The following is a 17,532-nucleotide window of genomic DNA, read 5'->3' as shown; positions in this document are numbered from 1 at the left end:
ACATGGGAGGGCCCCGGGCTCCCCCCTGCCCACTGCTGCCCTACTCCCCTGGAAACCGATTCCATGATCGAATTGCCGGAACTGGTGGCCGGTGGTCTCGCCGCCGGAACGCTCTCCGCGCTCGCCCTCGGCGGCAGCCTGCTCAGGTCGCGGCGCCAGAAGGCCGTGCTTCGGGCCGAGGTGACGGAGTTGCGCGCCCGGCTGGAGGGCACCGAGGGCGCGTTCCTCACCGAGGTCGAGCATCTCGCCGCCCGCCGGATGCCCGCGGCGGCAGCCCAGCTCACGCACCCGCACCTGAGGGTGCCGGGCCCGGCCGGGCAGCACATACCCGGGACCCCCACCGGGATCGCGCTGGAGTACGTACTCACCGCGCTGCGCGAGGAACTGACCGCGCAGCGCACCCGGATCGACGCGGCCGCGCAGGCCGGCATGCGCGGCGCCACCCGGGAGATCCAGGCTGCCCTGTACCGCCTCCAGGACGCCCTGCGGGGGCTCCAGCAGCGCTACGACGATCCGGAGCTAGCGCAGACGCTGTTCGCGCTGGACCACGAGAACGAGCAGTCGCTGCGGCGGGCGCAGGTCGCCGCCGTGGTCTGCGGGGCCTGGGTGGGGCTGGCCCGCGAGGAGTCCCACGTGGTGGACGCCGTCACCGGCGGCCAGGCCCGGCTCTCCGGCTACCACCGGATTCTGGTCAACAACCACCTGGAGCCGGGCACCGCCCTGGTGTCGCACGCGGTCGAGCCGGTCGCCATCATCGTCGCCGAGCTCCTGGACAACGCGCTGCGCCACTCGGCGCCGGACACCGATGTCGTGGTCAACCTGGAGCACGTCCATCACGGGGTCTGCGTGACCGTCGACGACGCGGGCCTCGGCATGACGCAGGACGAACGGGCCCGCGCCCAGCGCCTGGTGGCGGGCAGTGACCCGATCCTGCTGACCGACCTGGGCGACCCGCCGCGCATGGGACTGGCCGCGATCGGCCAGCTCACCCGCCAGTTCGACCTGAGCGTGGACGTCTCCTCGCCCTCGCCGTACGGCGGGGTGCGCGCGGTGCTGCGGGTGGACACCCACCTGCTCGGCCGGATCGACCCGGACGAACGGCCCCCCTCCGCCAGCGCGCCACGGTCGACCCGGGAGCGCTCGGCGCGCACGGAAGCGGGGCGTACGGAAGCGGCGCGTGCGACGGCGGCGCGCGAGACGTCCGCGCACGAGGCGGTCGTACCCGCGCAGCCCGTAGCCGCGGAGCCCGTGCCCGGGACGCCAGTGCCCGGGACGCCAGTGCCCGGGACGTCGGTGCCGGAGGGCACGGCGGCCGAGGCCGTGGCGCCTTCCGGGCCGGGGCCCGAACACGAACGTGCCCCCGCTCCCGGCGGCGTGGAGCCGGGTGACCTGGGCGGTCTGCCGCAGCGGCGCCGCCGTACCCCGGCCGCCGCGGCCGGCGTGCCGCAGGCGCAGCCGGCCGCGCGCCGACCCGAGGAGGCGGCGGCGGCGCTCGCGGCCCTGCAGTACGGCACCGCGGCGGCGCGGGCCCCCAAGCGGGCGAGCGCGCCCGAACCCCAGCGGACCGACGACGAAGGAGGAGCGGCCGGATGATCAGCCGCGATGCGGGCGAGACGGCATGGGTGCTGGACCCCGTCCTGCAGGTGCCGCATGTACTGGCCGCCGTTCTGCTCACCCGGGACGGACTCGCGACCGGCTACACCGACGGCCTGTCCCGGGCGAGTGCCGAACGGGTCGCCGCGATCACCAGTACCGTGCAGGGCGCCTGCCGGGCCGCGGCCGCCGCGTTCGCGGACCGGGACCGGGCCGACGTACGGCAGGTGGTCATCGAGTCGGACCACGGGTACGTGCTGATCGTGCCGACCGACCACGGCACCTGTGTCGCCGCCTACGGCGACCCGGAGGTGCGCCTCGACCTGCTGGCGCACCGGGTGCACTCGCAGGTGGCCCGGCTGGGCGAGAAGGCGATGGCGGCTTCGCCCAGAGGTTCCGACGGCGGCGCGCCGGCATGACCGGCCGCCGTGGCGGCCGTCCTCTGGTCCCCGCGTACCTGTCGACCGGCGGGGTGGCCCGGCCCAGCCGTCCGCACCTGGAACGGCTGACGGTGCTCACCCGTGACGGGACTCCCCTGCCCGCCGGTCTGCCGGCGGCCGAACTGGCCCTGCTGGAGCTGTTGTCCGGCGGCGCGCTGACCGTGGTGGAGGCGGCGGCGCTGCTGCGGCTGCCGTTCTCCGCCGTGCGGGTGCTGGCCGCCGATCTCGCCGACCGGGGCCTGGTCCAGGCCCGCGCGCCGATCCCGCCCGCCGAACGGTTCGACCCCGACCTGCTGAAGAGAGTGGCCGATGGCCTCCGCGCCCTCAAGCACCAGTGAGCTGCCCCGCGCGGGCGGCACCCATCTCCCCGACGGCGCCCGCGACCTGGTGAAGATCCTGGTCACCGGGCCGTTCGGGGTGGGCAAGACGACCCTGATCGACTCGGTGTCGGAGATCCGCCCGCTGCACACGGAGGAGCATCTGACCGAGGCCTCCGTCCCCGTCGACGATCTCGACGGGGTACGGGAGAAGGAGACGACGACCGTCGCCATCGACTTCGGGCGGATCAGCCTGTCCGGCGGGATCGTGCTGTACCTGTTCGGGACGCCGGGGCAGGACCGGTTCCGGACCCTGTGGGAGGACATCTCCTACGGCGCGCTCGGCGCCCTGGTCCTGGTCGACAGCCGGCGCGTCGACGCCTCCTTCGACGTGCTCGGTCTGGTGGAGGAGGCGGGGCTGCCGTACGCGGTCGCCTTCAACGCGTTCCCCGACGCGCCGAGCCACTACACGGGCGACCAGCTGCGCGCCGCGCTGGACCTGGCGCCGGGCACCCCGATGGTGAACTGCGACGCCCGGGACGCGCACTCCTCGGTCGACGCGCTGCTCGCCCTCGTCCAGCATCTGATCGACGACCGGCCGGCGGAGGCCCGATGACCGCGCAGCAGTCCTTCACCGTCTCGGGTCCGGTACGGCTGTGGGAGGACGGGTTCGCCCGCAACCCGCACGGCTACTACGCGGCCCTGCGCGCCCAGGGTCCGGTGGGCTGGGCGGAGCTCGCGCCGGGCACGCCGGCGTACGTGGTCACCGAACGGCGTGCCGCCCTCGACGTGCTGCGGGACGTGGAGACCTTCTCGCACGACCCGCGGGACTGGGAGGCGACCGTCCCCGAGGACTCCCCGCTGCTCGGCATGATGCGCTGGCGGCCCAACGCCCTGTTCTCCGACTCCGACGCCCACATCCGCTACCGCGCCACCCTCATCGACGTGTTCGACCTGATCGAGCCGCACGACCTGCGCCAGCTGGTGCACCGGGCGGTCCGGCTGCTGGTCGACCGGTTCGGGCCCAGGGGCGAGGCCGACCTCGTCACCGACTTCACCCGGCCCCTGATGGCCCTGGTCTTCAACAACCTCTTCGGTCTGCCGGACAGCCAGGGCGACCGGCTCAACGAGGGCCTGCTGAAGATGATGGAGGGCGGCGCGCAGGCGGCGGCGGGCGAGGCGGACTTCGTCGAGTACGTGCTGCGGCTGATCGCCGCCAAGGTGGAGGAGCGCGGCGAGGACCTGCCGAGCATGCTCCTGGACCATCCCGCCCGGCTGACCCCGGAGGAGGTCACCTGGCAGGTGTTCCTCACCCTCGGCGCCGGCTACGAGCCGAGCACGAACCTCGTCTCCAACGCGCTCTCCCGGATCCTCGGCAACCCGCTCTACTACTCCACGCTGACCAGCGGCGCCCGCCCGGTCATGGACGCGGTGGTGGAAGTGCTGCACCACGAGACCCCGCTGGCCAACTACGGCATCTACTACGCCCGTCGGCCGGTCTCCTTCCACGGGGCGTGGGTCAGGCCGGCGATCCCGGTGGTGGTCTCCTTCGGCGCGGTCGGGCTGTTCGCCGAACGGGAGGTCACCAGCGGCCGGCGCGCCGGAGACGCCTCGCACCTGTCCTGGGGTGCCGGTCCGCACGCCTGCCCGGTCAGGCACCACGCGCTGCTCATCGCGACCGAGGCGATCGAGCGGCTCACCCTGTGGCTGCCCGACCTCGACCCGGTCCTGCCCCGCGAGAAGCTCAACTGGCGGCCCGGCCCGTTCCACCGCTCGCTGACCTCGCTGCCCGTCCGGTTCAGCCCCCGCTCCCCCGACCAGCCTGGAGAGTCGTCGTGACCGTCACCGACCGCATCGCTCTCGACCCGTTCGGCTCCGACATCCCGGCGGAGAGCGCACGGTTACGCGCCCTCGGCCCCGTGGTGCCCGTCGAACTGCCCGGCGGCATACCCGCCTGGGCCCCCACCGGGTACGACGTCCTCAAGGAACTCATCCTCGATCCCGAGGTCAGCAAGGACCCGCGCAGGCACTGGCGGCTCTGGCCGGAGATCGGCGAACACCCCTCCTGGGGCTGGGTGCTGGGCTGGATCGGCGTGGTGAACATGCTCTCCGCGTACGGCCCCGACCACACCCGGCTGCGCAAGCTGGTGGCGCCGAGCTTCACGCACCGCCGTACCGAGGCGATGCGGCCGAGGGTCGCGGCGATCGCCGCCGAGCTGCTCGACGCGCTGGCGGCCGAGGGGGCCGACGGCTCGGTGGTGGACCTGCGGGCCGGTCTGGCGCAGCCGCTGCCCATGCGGATGATCTGCGAACTGTTCGGCGTGCCCGAGGAGATGCGGGACGACACCGGCGCGCTGATCGCGGCCATCATGGACACCTCCGACCCGACCCCCGAGCACGCGGCGTTCGTGCAGGAGCGGATCGGCACGGTCCTCGGCGGGCTGATCGCGTACAAGGTGGAGCACCCGGGCGACGACATGACCACGGAGCTGATCCGGGTCCGCGACGAGGACGGCGACCAGCTCAGCGACGAGGAACTGCTGTACACGCTGCTGCTGGTGATCGGCGCCGGCTTCGAGACGACGGTCAACCTGATCGGCAACGCGGTCGTGGCGCTGCTGACGGATCCGGCGCAGCTGGCGGCGGTGCGGTCCGGGGCGGTCGGCTGGGACGCGGTGATCGACGAGACGCTGCGGGTGCACCCGTCGATCGCCTCCCTGCCGCTGCGGTTCGCGGTGAGCGACCTGAAGGTCGGGGACGTGACGATTCCGGCCGGGGACGCGATCATCACGACGTACGCGGCGGCGGGCGTGGACCCGGCGCACTACGGGCCGGACGCGGCCGTGTTCGACGCGGCCCGGGGCGGTGACGACCATCTGGCGTTCGGGATCGGGGTGCACCGCTGCATCGGCGCGCCGCTGGCCCGGGCGGAGGCGCTCGCCGCGCTGCCCGCGCTCTTCGAGCGGTTCCCGGAGCTGCGGCTCGCGGTCGGCGACGACGAGTTGCGCCAGGTGCCGTCGTTCATCGCGTTCGGCTGGCAGGAGATCCCGGTACGGCTGGAGGCGTGAGGCAGAGGTCGCGGGGGCTCCGACCGGTCCCCCGTTCCGGTCGTGCCCCCGCCACAACGTGAACATACGTCCGGATACGGCCGTTGGGTATCGCGCCGGTGCCCGTTCGTACCCGCCGAGGACTCACCCGTGCACAGATGAGTCCGGTTGGCCCGGATTCGCCCGCAGCAGGGCGGGTACGGCGAGGTCCCCGAGGGCGAGATGGGCCAGCACCACCTCGTAGAGATCGGTGCCGGCGGCCAGCAGCTGGCGTTCCAGGACGGGTTCGGCGCCCCGTACGTGTTCGCGGACGGTCTGGGCGTGCACGCCCAGACCGTGGGCGGCGCGTTCGGCGTTGCCGCCGGCGGCGATCCAGGCGCGCAGGGTGCCGCGCAGGTCGCGGCCGTCCCGGTCCAGGCGGTCCAGGAGGTCGTGCGCCCAGGCGCGCAGCGCCGGACCGGCCAGCAGGTCGCCCAGCCGGACGCCGGACGGCCGCGTCGCCGTCGGCACCGTCGCGGCGAGCTCCTCCGTCAGGGCCGCCTGGGTGTTGAGGGCCAGATGGGCAGCGGCACGCACGGTGAGGTCGGAGAAGTCCGCGCCCAGCAGCGTCTCGACCCGGTCCATGCGGGCGCGCACCGTGTTGCGGCTGACGCCGAGGACCTTGGCCGCGCTGACGGCGGTGAACTCCAGGCCGAGGCGGGTGGTGGCGAGGAGTTCCGCGCGGGTGTGGTGGGGCAGGGTGTCGAGCGGCCGGAGCACGGCGGCGGACCAGGCGTGCAGCACGCCCGGGTCCATCAGCCGTTCCGGGTGGGTGCGTTCGGCGTAGACGGCGGCCTGGTCGGGGCGGAAGCGGGCGACGGCGAGGGCGCTGACGGCCTGGCCGTAGGCGGTGGACGTCTGGGCCAGGCTCTGCCGGACGCTGCCGCCGAGGAAGGTGCCGGGGCGGCCGTCGACCAGGGAGCGCAGCCGCTGGGCGGTCGCGGGCGCCGGGCTGAGGACGATGACGTGCCCGTCCATGGCGGGGCAGCGCACGACGAGGGCCTGGCCGTGGGTCATGTCGAGGCAGTCCTCGGCGAGGCCGTCGCGTTCCGCCGGGTGCCCCTCGACGATGTACACGCAGGCGCTGTCGGTGTCGAGCAGTCCGGGCCACAGGCCGGCCGCGACGCGGCGCGCGGAGACGGTGTCCTCCACCATCAGGAGTTGCAGGATGGCGAGGCGCAGGTCGGCGGCGGCGCGTCGGAGCCGGTGTCCGGCGGTCGTCAGTTCCCGCTCGCGCAGCAGGAGTTCGACGACCCCGGCGGTGTGGGTGACGATGTCGGCGGCGCGCCGGTCGAAGGGGGTCGCGCGGGCCACGGCGAGCAGTCCGGCGGCCCCCGGACGGGGGTCCTGGGCGCGGACCGCGACCAGCCGCAGGTGGCGGTCGCCGTCCTGGACGGCGGCGGCGGAGATCCGCCCGGCGACCACGTCGGCCACGAGTCCGGGGTCGAGGGGCATCGGGGTCCCCGCGAGCAGGCTGCCGTCGGCGTCCTGGAGACAGCCGGTCCCCTGCACGGCTCCGGCCAGCCAGGCGACGACCCGGCGCGGGTCACGGGCGCCGGGACGCAGATGGTCGAGGAGCCGCTCGGCCCAGCCGTCGCCCTGGAGTGCCGGGTGCCGCGGGCCCTCGCCTGCTCGGCCTGCCATTCTCGCCCTGCCCCTCGTCCCACGCGTCGCCCTCGGTCCACGGACGTTACCCGATGAACGAAGCCCGGCACCGACCGGCGGCCACGCCTCCGCCGGCGGCCCTCGGGGGAAGGGCCGCCGACGGAGAAGCCTCACCCGGGACCGGGGGGAGGGTCCCGGGGTGGCTGGTACTCCGGCTGCCCGGAAATCCACGGGGTATGCCCACCGATTTCCAGCCCGACGGTTCGACAGCGCCCTGAAGGGGCACGGGGAACCGCGCGACCAGCCACGACCGCGCCGCAGCCGGCCGACGGTTCGACAGCGCCCCGAAAGGGGCGCGGGGAACCGCGCGACCAGCCACGACCGCGCCGCAGCCGGACCACGACACATCCCGGCACTGCCGGCGCAGCGCCTACGGCCGTCCGCCAGGAGCCCGCTCGGTCGGCCGGAAGCCGCCGCACGGCATAAGCTCGGCGAATGGCGAAGTACTTCGACGTGCACCCCGACAACCCGCAGCCGCGCAGCATCTCGCAGATCGCCGACGCGGTCCGCTCGGGGTCGCTCATCGCATACCCGACCGACTCCTGCTACGCGCTGGGCTGCCAGCTCGGCAGCCGGGACGGCATCGACCGGATCCGTACCATCCGGCATCTGGACGACCGGCACCACTTCACGCTGATGTGCCGGGACTTCGCGCAGCTCGGCCAGTTCGTGCGCGTGGACAACGACGTGTTCCGGGCCGTGAAGGCGTCGACGCCCGGCAGCTACACCTTCATCCTCCCGGCGACCCGGGAGGTGCCGCGCAAGCTGCTGCACCCGAAGAAGAAGACCGTCGGCGTCCGGATCCCCGACCACGTGGTCACCCAGGCGCTGCTGGCGGAGCTGGGCGAGCCCCTGCTGTCCAGCACCCTGCTGCTGCCGGACGAGGAGGAGCCGCCGACCCAGGGCTGGGAGATCAAGGACCGGCTGGACCACCAGGTGGACGCGGTGGTCGACTCCGGGGAGTGCGGGACCGAGCCGACCACGGTCATCGACTTCTCCGGCGGGGAGGCCGAGATCGTCCGCCGGGGCGCGGGCGACACCTCCCGCTTCGAGTGAACTCGAGGATCCCCCGTCCACGTCGCTCCCACCCCCGCGTGCCACGATGATCAGGACATGCCGCGCCGGGTGTCCCCGACGCCGACTCCACAGAGAGGCACTTGCGCCATGACCGCCGTACAGGGAACCGACGTGGACATCACCACCGAGGACGGCGTCGCCGACGCCTACCTGGCCCACCCCGCCGACGGACTCCCCCACCCGGGCGTGCTGCTGTACCAGGACGCCTTCGGGATCCGTCCGCACCTGAAGTCGATGGCGGACCGGCTCGCCGGCGCGGGCTACACGGTCCTGCTCCCCAACGTGTTCTACCGCACCGGCCGCACGCCGGTCATCGACCTCCCCGAGTTCATCGACCCCTCGGCGGACCCGACGATCTGGCAGCGGATCATGCCGGTCATGATGTCGCTGACGCCCGAGCTCAGCGACCGGGACTCGGCCGCCTACCTGGGCTGGCTGGCACAGAGCCCGCTGGTGGCCGACGGGCCGGTGGCGATCACCGGTTACTGCATGGGCGCCCGGCTGGCGGTGCGCACCGCCGCCGCGTTCCCGGACCGGGTCGCGGCCGCGGGCGGCTTCCACGGCGGCCGGATGGTCACCGACGACGCGGACAGCCCGCACCTGCTGGCCGACCGGATCACCGCGGAGCTGTACTTCGGTTTCGCGGACCAGGACCAGTCGATGACCGAGGAGCAGATCGGCACCTTCGAGGCGGCGCTCACCGCCGCCGGGGTCCGCAACGCCTGCGAGATCTACCGGGGCGCCGACCACGGTTACACGCAGGCCGACACCCCGGCCTACTCCGCCGAGGCCGACGAGCGGCACTGGTCCGCGCTGCTCGACCTGCTGAAGCGCACCTTCTGAGCCACCCGCGGCACCGATCCACCCGCCGTACCGATTCCGGGGGCCCGTCGGGCGACGGGCCCCCGATTCCGTCCGCATTGTTGACATGAACCCGACCCGCCGCCAACCTGAGAGCGCTCTCAGAACTGGTCCGGACCAATTTCCGGACCAACCCCGACCCCACACGGAGGTGGAGAGTGCGCACAGGACTCGTACGCCGGACGCTGCCGCTCACGGCCGCGGCGGCGCTGATCGGCGGGGCGCTCGCCCTGGGCACGCCGGCACCGGCCGGCGCGGCCGTGCCGGACACGATCCCGCTGAAGATCACCAACAACTCCGGCCGCGGCGACCAGGTGTACGTCTACGACCTCGGCACCCAGCTCTCCTCGGGACAGCAGGGCTGGGCCGACGCGAACGGCACCTTCCACGCCTGGCCGGCCGGCGGCAACCCGCCGACCCCGGCGCCGGACGCCTCGATCACGGGCCCGGCGGCGGGCCAGTCGAAGACGATCCGGATCCCGAAGTTCTCCGGCCGGATCTACTTCTCCTACGGCCAGAAGCTCGACTTCAGGCTGACCACCGGCGGTCTGGTGCAGCCCGCGGTGCAGAATCCGACCGACCCCAACCGCAACATCCTCTTCAACTGGTCCGAATACACGCTGAACGACTCGGGTCTGTGGATCAACAGCACCCAGGTGGACATGTTCTCGGTGCCGTACGCGGTCGGGGTGCAGCGCTCCGACGGCAGCACGGTCAGTACCGGGCACCTCAAGTCGGGCGGGTACAACGGGTTCTTCAGCGCCCTGCGCGGTCAGTCGGGCGGCTGGGCCAACCTGGTCCAGACCCGGTCCGACGGGACCGTGCTCCGCGCGCTCTCCCCGCTCTACGGGGTGGAGACGGGGGCGCTCGCCACGACGGTCATGGACGACTACGTCAACCGGGTCTGGTCGAAGTACGCGACGTCGACCCTGACCGTCACGCCGTTCACGGACCAGCCGAACACCAAGTACTACGGCCGGGTCTCGGGGAACGTCATGAACTTCACCAACTCCGCCGGGGCGGTGGTGACGAGCTTCCAGAAGCCCGACGCGAACAGCATCTTCGGCTGCCACAACCTGCTCGACGCGCCCAACGACCTGGTCCGCGGGCCGATCTCGCGCACGCTCTGCGCGGGCTTCAACCGGTCGACGCTGCTGACGAGTTCGAACCAGCCGGACACCAACCCGGCCGACTTCTACAAGGATTCGGTGACCAACCAGTACGCGCGCGCCGTGCACGCCCAGACGGCCGACGGCAAGGCGTATGCCTTCGCCTTCGACGACGTCGGCAACCAGGAGTCCCTGGTCAACGACGGCAGTCCGCAGCAGGCGTACCTCACGCTCGACCCGCTGAGCTGATCCGCGCGAGTGTCCCGCACCCGGCTCGCGGGTGCGGGACACTCGGCTGCGGTGCGTCAGCCGGTCGTGACGGCGGTGTCGTCGACGACGAAGCTGGTCTGGAGCGAGGAGTCCTCGACACCGCTGAACTTCAGGGTGACGGTCGAGCCCGCGTAGGACCCGAGGCTGAAGGACTTCTGCACGTACCCGGAGGCCGCGTTGAGGTTGGAGTACGTGGCCAGCGTGGTCGAACCGGCGGTGACCGTCAGCTTGTCGTACTGGGTGCTGGTGGTGGTCTCGGCCGTGTCGATGTGCAGGTAGAAGGTGAACGTGGTCGCGGTGCAGCCGGACGGGATCGTCACCGACTGGGACAGCGTGTCGGTGTGGGTGGAGCCGTAGCCGTCGAGCCACGCCTTGTACGAACCGGTACGGGCCGCCTCACCGCTGTCCGTGGTGATGACACCGCTGGTCGCCGTCCAGGTGGTGTTGCCCGACTCGAAGCCCGGGTTGCCCAGCAGCTGGGACGAGGTGCAGGTGCCCCCGCCGCCGCTGGAACTCACGGTCCAGGTGAAGGCGGCCGTGCCGGTGGCACCCGTCGAGTCGGTCACCGTGACGGTGGTGCTGTAGGTGCCCGCCGTCGTGGGTGTGCCGGTGATGGCGCCGGTCGAGCTGCTGATCGACAGGCCGGTCGGCAGACCGGTCGCCGCGTAGGTCAGCGAGCCGCTGTTGGTGCTGCTCGCCGATATCTGCAGGCTCACCGCGGTGCCGACGGTCGAGGACTGGCTGCCCGGGTTGGTGACCGTGACGCCCGAGGTCGGCACGGTGATGTGGCTGCCGACGTTGATGCCGGCGAACGCGTTGCCGACACCCGCGTACTGGGCGGAACTGGTGCCGTACAGCGCCGCGGCCGCGTTCAGGGCGGCGGTGCGGGCGCCCGCGTAGTTGGTGCTGGACGTCATGTACGTCGTCAGCGCCTTGTACCAGATCTGCAGGGCCGCGGCCCGGCCGATGCCGGCGACGGCGACGCCGTCGGAGGTCGGGCTGTTGTACGTGACGCCGTTGATGGTCTTGCTGCCGCTGCCCTCGGACAGCAGGTAGAACATGTGGTTCGCGGGCCCCGAGGAGTAGTGCACGTCGAGGTTGCCGACTCCGGAGTACCAACTGTCGGCGGACGAACCGTCCTTGTCCGGCTCGTCCATGTAACGCAGCGGCGTGCCGTCGCCGTTGATGTCGATCTTCTCGCCGATGAGGTAGTCGCCGACGTCGGAGGAGTTGTTGGCGTAGAACTCCACACCGGTGCCGAAGATATCGGAGGTCGCCTCGTTCAACCCGCCGGACTCACCGGTGTAGTTGAGACCGGCCGTGTTCGAGGTGACGCCGTGGCTCATCTCGTGGCCGGCCACGTCCAGCGAGGTCAGCGCGTGGGTGCTGCTGGTGCCGTCGCCGTAGGTCATGCAGAAGCAGTCGTCGTCCCAGAAGGCGTTGACGTACGCCGTGCTGTAGTGGACGCGCGAGTAGGCGGCGACGCCGTCGTTCTTGATGCCGCTGCGGCCGAACGTGTTCTTGTAGAAGTCCCAGGTCATCTGGGCGCCGTAGGCGGCGTCGGCGCCGGCGGTCTGGGTGTTGGAGCCGGATCCGGTGCCCCAGACGTCGTCGGAGTCGGTCATCAGGGTGCCGGTGCCCGACGTGCCGTTGTTGAGGCTGTACGTCTTGTGGCCGCCGCGCGTGGTGTCGTACAGCTGGTACGTCGAACCCGACAGCGTGGTGTTCAGGGTCACCGTGCCGCTGTACTGGGTGTTGCCGGTGCCGGTCTGGACGGCCTGGTAGCGGTAGAGCTCCTTGCCGGTGGTGGCGTCCGTGACGACGTGCAGCTTGCTGGGCGTGCCGTCGTCCTGGAAGCCGCCGACCACGGTCTCCCAGGCGAGCTTCGGGGTGCCGTTCCCGGCCCAGATCACCTTGCGGGCGCTGTCGGCGACGGGCTTCTGCGCGTCGAGGGCCCTGGCCGCCTTGAGCGCCTTGGTCTGGGCGGCGGACTTGCTGTAGGCCGCGCTGACCGTGGGCACCGTGATGGTGCGCTTGCTGTTGAAGGTGGTGCTCACCGTGCCGGCCGCCAGCGAGGCGGGCGGGGTGTGCACGATCAGGTCGCCGCCGAGCACGGGGAGGCCGCCGTAGGTGCGCTCGTAACGGGTGTGCAGGGTGCCGTCGTTGTCCTTGACGACGTCCTTGACGACCAGCTTCTCCTTGGCGCCGAGCCCGATGGTGCGGGCGGTGGCGGCGGTCTTCTGCTGGGCGCTCTTGATGAGCGCGGTGTGCTGGGCGGGGGTGAGCTTCGCCTCGAGGCCGCCGGTGCGCACGGGACTCGGGTGGGGGGTGGCGGGCTTGGCGTTCGCCGGGACCGACTGGATGCCGACGGCGAGGAAGGCCGCGGTGGAGACCAGGGCGGCTCCTACCGTGGCCCGTCTGTGGGGAAGACGTCTCACTCGTACTCCTCCTGCTGCGGCCGCCGGGTCGCGGCCGGTGACAGACCGGGCAGACGGGGATGTGCTGTCCGGGAAGAGCTGAGCTGTGCGGGAACCGGGATCCGTGGACCGGGTTGCGTGGTCCGCGATCCGTGGACACGCCAGGGAGAAAGCGTGTGCTGAGCGAGGATTCCAGATTTGACCCGCACATGTCAGCCAGGTCGGGAGCGTTCGAGGGTTTTCCCTATGCAGGGCGGCGCGGTCGGGACGGAGCGGCGCTCACGGGGACGGCGGGCGCACCATGAACACGTCCACCTGGCTCTCGGTCTCGGCCAGGAACCCATGGCGCTCGTACAGCCGCCGGGCCGCGCTGCCCCGCAGGACGTTCAGCCTGACGGGGACACCGTCGCGGTCGCACCGCTCCAGCAACTCGCGCAGCACGGCCGTGCCGATGCCGCCGCCCTGCGCGTGCGGGGCCGGATAGAAGTGTTCCAGCCAGTGGGCGTCCCCGGTCGGCCGCAGCGCCACACAGCCGGCGAAGGCACCGCCCACCTCGATCACCCAGGCGTGGGCCCCGCCGAACCCGTCCCGCAGCCGCTGCCGGACGCGCCGCGCGTCGTACCGGCCGAGCCGCTCCAGGTCGTCCCGCAGCACGACGGCCCGCAGTTCGGCCATCGCCTCGACATCCGCGTCCGACGCCGACCGCAACGTCCGATCCGCCATGATCGGCACGCTGTCCGCCGCGGCCCGCCACCGAGGGGGGCGGGGCGGGGAATCCGGTGCGACCGGCGGAGCGTCGACGCCCACGCCCGGCCCCGACGGGCATCGAGCACCAGCCCGAGCCGCGCCAAGCCGACCGTTTTATCCTGGTTCAACCGGACTGTGGCGGCCGCACGGCCCAGGACCGACCCTGGACCGACCCCGACCGGCCGTCGGCAGCTCCCACGCCACGGAAGGGGCTCACGCATGCGGGTCTTCATCGTCGGCACAGGCAACATGGCGGGCGGTATCGCCACCCGGGCCCTGGCGGGCGGGCACACGGTGCGGCTCGTCGGCACGGATCCGGCCAAGGCCACCGCGCTCGCCGACGCCCTGGGCGAGCGGACACCGGGGGCGGACGTGGCGCCCGCCGTGCCGGACGCGGTCGGATCCGCGGACGTGGTGGTGCTGGCCGTGCCGTTCGACGCGGCCCGGCAGGTCGTGACGGAGTACGGGGACCAGCTCGCCGGGAAGACCGTCGTGGACATCTCCAACCCGGTGGACTTCTCGACCTTCGACTCGCTCACGGTGCCCGCGGACAGCTCCGGCGCCCAGCAGCTGGCCGAGGCCGCCGCGCCGGGCACGCACCTGGTTAAGGCCTTCAACACGACGTTCGCGGGCGCGCTGGTCGCGGGCGAGGTGGGTGGGCTGCCGCTGGACGTGTTCATCGCCGGCGACGACACGGCGGCCCGCGACCAGGTGGCGGAACTGGTCGTCTCCGGCGGGCTGAACCCGGTGGTCGTCGGCGGACTGCGGCACGCCCGGGAGCTGGAGGGCATCCAGCTGCTGCACATGGCCCTGCAGACACGGCCCGAAGGCCACGGCTGGATGAGCGCGATCAAGATCGTCGCACCCTGAGCCCGCCCTGTGGCCTGGCTGAAGGCCGCCCCTGCGGCAGCTGTGCCGGTCCGTGTTCCCCGCGCGGCAGCTGAAGTCCCGGTGAACGCCCCGGCGCACACCACCGGCACGTAGTACCTTCCCCCACAACAGCGGTGACTCTGGGGGGAGTTGCACACATGCACGGCACGACGGACGGTTTCCACTACGGCGCGGTGACTCCGGTCGCGGCCTATCTGATGGCCTGTCTGGGCGGGGCGCTGGGGCTGCGCTGCATCGTCAGGTCGCTGTACCACCACGGGGAGTCGTGGCGGCCCGGCTGGCTCGCCCTGGGGGCGGCCTCGATCGGCTGCGGCATCTGGACGATGCACTTCATCGCGATGATCGGCTTCCATGTGCAGGAGACCACGATCCGCTACGACGTGGGGCTGACCCTGCTCAGTCTGGCGGTGGCGATCCTGGTGGTCGGCATCGGCGTCTTCGCGGTTGGCTACCGGGGCGCGACCGCGGGGACGCTCTGGACGGCGGGCGTGGTCACCGGTCTCGGCGTGGCCGCCATGCACTACCTGGGCATGGCGGCGCTCCGCTTTGACGGAACGATTCACTACGACCGGGTGACGGTCGCCCTCTCCGTCCTGATCGCCATCGCGGCGGCGACGGCGGCGCTGTGGGCGGCCGTGTCGGTGCGGGGCTTCACGGCGAGTCTGGGCGCGAGTCTGGTGATGGGCCTGGCGGTGTCGGGCATGCACTTCACCGCCATGGCGGCCGTGAGCGTCGATGTGCACCCGGCGTCCGCCACCTCCTGGTCGAGCGCGTCACCGACCTCGCTGCTGCTGCCCATGCTGCTCGGCCCGGCCGTGTTCCTGCTGCTGGCCGGGGTGGTGGTGATGTTCGACCCGCTGCTGGTCCTGGGCGAAGCGGACTGGAACCGGCAGGCGGCCGAACGGAACGGCCCGCCGGCGGCGTCGGCCGCAACGGCGCGCTCACGCCCACCGGGCCGACGCGGCCCGCACACCCCCCGCAACCGCGGCGGTCGCTCGCCGCGCCCGGAACCGGCAGGACCGGGCCCGCACACCACGGCGACACACGCCACGCCGTCCGGCACGGACCGGTACGGCACCCCGGGCCGCCCCGCACCTGGCGGCACCGGCCGCTTCGGTGCCCCCGACCACCCGGCGTCCGGTCCGCAGGATCCGTACGGGGCCCCCTCGAACCCGTACGAATGGTGACCGGCCCCGCCCTGAACGCTCAATCGATGTCACCGCCCTGCCGCAGGACGGTCGCGCACATCGCGGCCGGCCTCGGGTACGCCGACGCGAGCACGTTCGGCGCCGTCTTCGCCCGGCACACGGGCCGGCGGCCGCGGGACTACCGCGCCACGTTCCGCCGCTCGCCCGCGGAGCCGGTCGGCGACATCCCGCACGAACCCGGCACCCGCTGACGCCCCCGGATCTCGGGCAGACGAGTCCGCTCTCTGTTCGCTGTCCCCGGGTGCCCATACACCGTTGCTCCGACCGCCGAATGCGGTTCGCCGCATTGATCGTTGTACCGTTCCCGCGTGTCTGACTCCTCACGCAAGACCGCAGAAGGCGCCGGCTGGGGCGAGGCCGAGCGCGGCGCCTACCGCCAACTGATGCCGGACCATGTCGAGAAGCTGTTCTGGTTCAACCCGAAGACCATGTGGGCCGCCCGCAACGGGGTGCTGGCCTCCTGGTTCGGCGATCCGACGGGCCGTACCCGCAGCCGTTGGGTGGCGCGGCAGGCGGCTGCCGGGGCGCCCGCCGACAAGGTGATCCGGCGTCATGAGGCGGACCGGTTCTCGTTCATGGTGATCGGTGACACCGGCGAGGGCGACGACTCGCAGTACGCCGTGGTGCCGGGGTTCCTGAAGGCCGGTCAGGACACCGACTTCGCGGTGATCGCGAGCGACGTGATCTATCCGGTCGGCACCACCGACGACTACGGCACCAAGTTCTTCCGTCCGTACCGGGACTATCCGGCGCCGATATACGCGATACCCGGCAACCATGACTGGTACGAGGACCTCGGCGCGTTCATGCGCGTCTTCTGCGACGACGCCCCGGCGCTCCCGGCCGAGCCGAGGCCGCGTCCGCTCACCCGCGCCTGGTGGCGTGCCCTGCTGTGGCACCGGCCCCGTCCTGCGGACGAGCAACTCCTCGCGCAGGCCCGGAAGTTGCGGCCGAGTCCGGAGCAGACGGCCGTACAGCCCGGGCCGTACTGGGCCATCGACGCCGGGCCGGTCCGGATCGTCGGCATCGATACCGGCCTGCTCGGCACGATCGACGCCGAACAGGGCGCCTGGCTGCGGGAGGTGTCCCGGGGGCCGCGCCCGAAGATCCTCGTCACCGGCTCCCCGCTGTACGTGGACGGCGAGCACCACCCGTGCGCGATCGAGGGCGGCGGCACGGTCGACGACATCGTCCGCGACCCGGCCCACCACTACGTGGCGGCGATCGGCGGCGACATCCACAACTACCAGCGCTACCCCGTCGACGTGGACGGCCGCACCATCCAGTACGTGGTCGCGGGCGGCGGCGGTGCCTTCATGCACGCCACCCACACCATCCCCCCGGTGTCGGTCGGGAACGTCACCGAGGACGACTTCCGCTGCTACCCGCTGCGCGGCGACTCCCTCGCGTTCTACAGCCGGCTGTACGGCCGGCGGCTGCGGCTCCGGCGCTTCTTCACCCTCACCGAGGCGGAGGCGACGGCCGTGATCGCCGAGCGGCTCGGTATCAGGACCGGGCGGCTGCCCGCCCCGGACACCCGGGTCGGCCGCCGCGCGCGGCTGGTCGCGACCCTGCTGGGCGCGGGCAGCCGCCCGGACCGCGGCCCGCGGTTCCGGCTGCCCGTGAAGAAGATCTACACCCAGCTGTTCTCCCCCGGCTCGGCCACCTACAGCCCGCCCTTCTTCAAATGCTTCCTGCGGCTCGACGTCAGCCCGGAGGCGGTCAGGCTGCGCTGCTTCGCCGCCACCGGGAACCGGCCGCAGGAACTGGACCCGCCGGTCGAGGACGAGATCGTCATCCCCCTGACCTGACCCCCCGCCGGCCCTCTCACCTGACCCGGAACCGATCACA

16 protein-coding genes are annotated in these 17,532 nt (G+C 72.4%); 13 read left to right on the top strand and 3 right to left on the bottom strand.

The features are described from left to right. Positions 1-63 precede the first annotated feature (63 nt). From ACGF5O_RS36745 to ACGF5O_RS36720, 6 genes are read left to right on the top strand one after another with little or no spacing between them, the layout of a single operon-like run. Entirely contained in the window at positions 64-1,593 is a 1,530-nt protein-coding gene (locus tag ACGF5O_RS36745; protein ID WP_393814250.1) for an ATP-binding protein, read from the top strand. After that, positions 1,590-2,012, top strand: coding sequence for a roadblock/LC7 domain-containing protein (locus ACGF5O_RS36740; protein ID WP_393814249.1), 423 nt, complete (start codon positions 1,590-1,592; stop codon positions 2,010-2,012). The genes ACGF5O_RS36745 and ACGF5O_RS36740 overlap by 4 nt, the downstream gene beginning before the upstream one ends. Then, positions 2,009-2,371, top strand: a complete 363-nt coding sequence (locus tag ACGF5O_RS36735) for a DUF742 domain-containing protein (protein WP_362603082.1) — start codon at positions 2,009-2,011, stop codon at positions 2,369-2,371. Before ACGF5O_RS36740 ends, ACGF5O_RS36735 begins: the two co-directional genes overlap by 4 nt. Next, positions 2,343-2,966, top strand: coding sequence for an ATP/GTP-binding protein (locus ACGF5O_RS36730; RefSeq protein WP_362603085.1), 624 nt, complete (start codon positions 2,343-2,345; stop codon positions 2,964-2,966). Before ACGF5O_RS36735 ends, ACGF5O_RS36730 begins: the two co-directional genes overlap by 29 nt. Further along, on the top strand, positions 2,963-4,189 hold the full coding sequence (locus tag ACGF5O_RS36725; RefSeq protein WP_393814248.1) for a cytochrome P450: 1,227 nt from the start codon (positions 2,963-2,965) through the stop codon (positions 4,187-4,189). The genes ACGF5O_RS36730 and ACGF5O_RS36725 overlap by 4 nt, the downstream gene beginning before the upstream one ends. Further along, positions 4,186-5,418, top strand: a complete 1,233-nt coding sequence (locus ACGF5O_RS36720) for a cytochrome P450 (RefSeq protein WP_393814247.1) — start codon at positions 4,186-4,188, stop codon at positions 5,416-5,418. The genes ACGF5O_RS36725 and ACGF5O_RS36720 overlap by 4 nt, the downstream gene beginning before the upstream one ends. 123 nt (positions 5,419-5,541) lie before the next feature. Here the strand turns inward: ACGF5O_RS36720 and ACGF5O_RS36715 are convergent, their stop codons facing one another. Next, positions 5,542-7,080, bottom strand: coding sequence for a helix-turn-helix domain-containing protein (locus tag ACGF5O_RS36715; protein ID WP_393814246.1), 1,539 nt, complete (start codon positions 7,078-7,080; stop codon positions 5,542-5,544). A 456-nt stretch (positions 7,081-7,536) separates the two neighbouring features. On the opposite strand from ACGF5O_RS36715, the gene ACGF5O_RS36710 reads away from it, so the two are divergent. The 3 genes from ACGF5O_RS36710 (at position 7,537) to ACGF5O_RS36700 (ending at position 10,397) form a co-directional block, all read left to right on the top strand. Continuing rightward, a complete protein-coding gene (locus ACGF5O_RS36710) occupies positions 7,537-8,157 on the top strand; it encodes an L-threonylcarbamoyladenylate synthase (protein ID WP_351716437.1) in 621 nt (206 codons plus the stop codon). A 108-nt stretch (positions 8,158-8,265) separates the two neighbouring features. Beyond that, the gene (locus ACGF5O_RS36705) at positions 8,266-9,021 is read left to right on the top strand and encodes a dienelactone hydrolase family protein (RefSeq protein ID WP_393814245.1); all 756 of its coding nucleotides are present in this window, start codon (positions 8,266-8,268) and stop codon (positions 9,019-9,021) included. A gap of 203 nt (positions 9,022-9,224) precedes the next feature. Then, positions 9,225-10,397: a glycoside hydrolase family 64 protein gene (locus tag ACGF5O_RS36700; RefSeq protein ID WP_393814460.1), complete on the top strand. Its 1,173-nt coding sequence runs from the start codon at positions 9,225-9,227 to the stop codon at positions 10,395-10,397. Between the two features lie 56 nt (positions 10,398-10,453). Here the strand turns inward: ACGF5O_RS36700 and ACGF5O_RS36695 are convergent, their stop codons facing one another. Continuing rightward, positions 10,454-12,856, bottom strand: coding sequence for a M4 family metallopeptidase (locus ACGF5O_RS36695; protein ID WP_393814244.1), 2,403 nt, complete (start codon positions 12,854-12,856; stop codon positions 10,454-10,456). A 258-nt stretch (positions 12,857-13,114) separates the two neighbouring features. After that, complete coding sequence (locus ACGF5O_RS36690; protein WP_393814243.1) at positions 13,115-13,558, bottom strand: GNAT family N-acetyltransferase; 444 nt, start codon at positions 13,556-13,558, stop codon at positions 13,115-13,117. Between the two features lie 243 nt (positions 13,559-13,801). Between ACGF5O_RS36690 and ACGF5O_RS36685 the strand changes: the two genes are divergently transcribed. The 4 genes from ACGF5O_RS36685 (at position 13,802) to ACGF5O_RS36670 (ending at position 17,492) form a co-directional block, all read left to right on the top strand. Next, positions 13,802-14,452 carry an NADPH-dependent F420 reductase gene (locus tag ACGF5O_RS36685; RefSeq protein ID WP_393814242.1) on the top strand — a complete coding sequence of 217 codons (651 nt, stop codon included), beginning with the start codon at positions 13,802-13,804 and terminating at the stop codon, positions 14,450-14,452. 158 nt (positions 14,453-14,610) lie between these two features. After that, on the top strand, positions 14,611-15,660 hold the full coding sequence (locus ACGF5O_RS36680) for an MHYT domain-containing protein (protein WP_393814241.1): 1,050 nt from the start codon (positions 14,611-14,613) through the stop codon (positions 15,658-15,660). Between the two features lie 26 nt (positions 15,661-15,686). After that, complete coding sequence (locus tag ACGF5O_RS36675) at positions 15,687-15,872, top strand: helix-turn-helix domain-containing protein (RefSeq protein WP_393814240.1); 186 nt, start codon at positions 15,687-15,689, stop codon at positions 15,870-15,872. A 117-nt stretch (positions 15,873-15,989) separates the two neighbouring features. Further along, the gene (locus ACGF5O_RS36670) at positions 15,990-17,492 is read left to right on the top strand and encodes a metallophosphoesterase family protein (protein ID WP_393814239.1); all 1,503 of its coding nucleotides are present in this window, start codon (positions 15,990-15,992) and stop codon (positions 17,490-17,492) included. The last annotated feature ends 40 nt before the right edge of the window (positions 17,493-17,532 follow it).

This window comes from Streptomyces sp. NPDC048291 (assembly GCF_043201715.1).
Lineage (GTDB): Bacteria > Actinomycetota > Actinomycetes > Streptomycetales > Streptomycetaceae > Streptomyces.
This window is presented reverse-complemented; position numbering and strand designations above follow the sequence as displayed.